We start from the raw sequence: 469 nt of genomic DNA, 5'->3' as shown, positions 1-469 counted from the left end.
CGGACTACCGGGGTATCTAATCCTGTTTGCTCCCCATGCTTTCGTACCTCAGCGTCAGTATTAGGCCAGATGGCTGCCTTCGCCATCGGTATTCCTCCAGATCTCTACGCATTTCACCGCTACACCTGGAATTCTACCATCCTCTCCCATACTCTAGCTTCCCAGTATCGAATGCAATTCCCAAGTTAAGCTCGGGGATTTCACATCCGACTTAAAAAGCCGCCTACGCACGCTTTACGCCCAGTAAATCCGATTAACGCTCGCACCCTCTGTATTACCGCGGCTGCTGGCACAGAGTTAGCCGGTGCTTATTCTGCGAGTAACGTCCACTATCCAAGAGTATTAGTCTCAGTAGCCTCCTCCTCGCTTAAAGTGCTTTACAACCATAAGGCCTTCTTCACACACGCGGCATGGCTGGATCAGGGTTCCCCCCATTGTCCAATATTCCCCACTGCTGCGCCCCGTAGGT

General features: G+C 52.2%; 1 rRNA gene. It reads right to left on the bottom strand.

Annotated features, from left to right (window positions below):
• A 16S ribosomal RNA gene (locus tag OO306_RS28110) occupies nucleotides 1-469 on the bottom strand; the annotation flags it as partial.

The organism is Pseudomonas sp. DCB_AW, from assembly GCF_026240895.1.
Lineage (GTDB): Bacteria > Pseudomonadota > Gammaproteobacteria > Pseudomonadales > Pseudomonadaceae > Aquipseudomonas > Aquipseudomonas kermanshahensis.
Note: the sequence above shows the minus strand (reverse complement) of the source record. Positions and strands in the feature narration are given on the sequence as shown.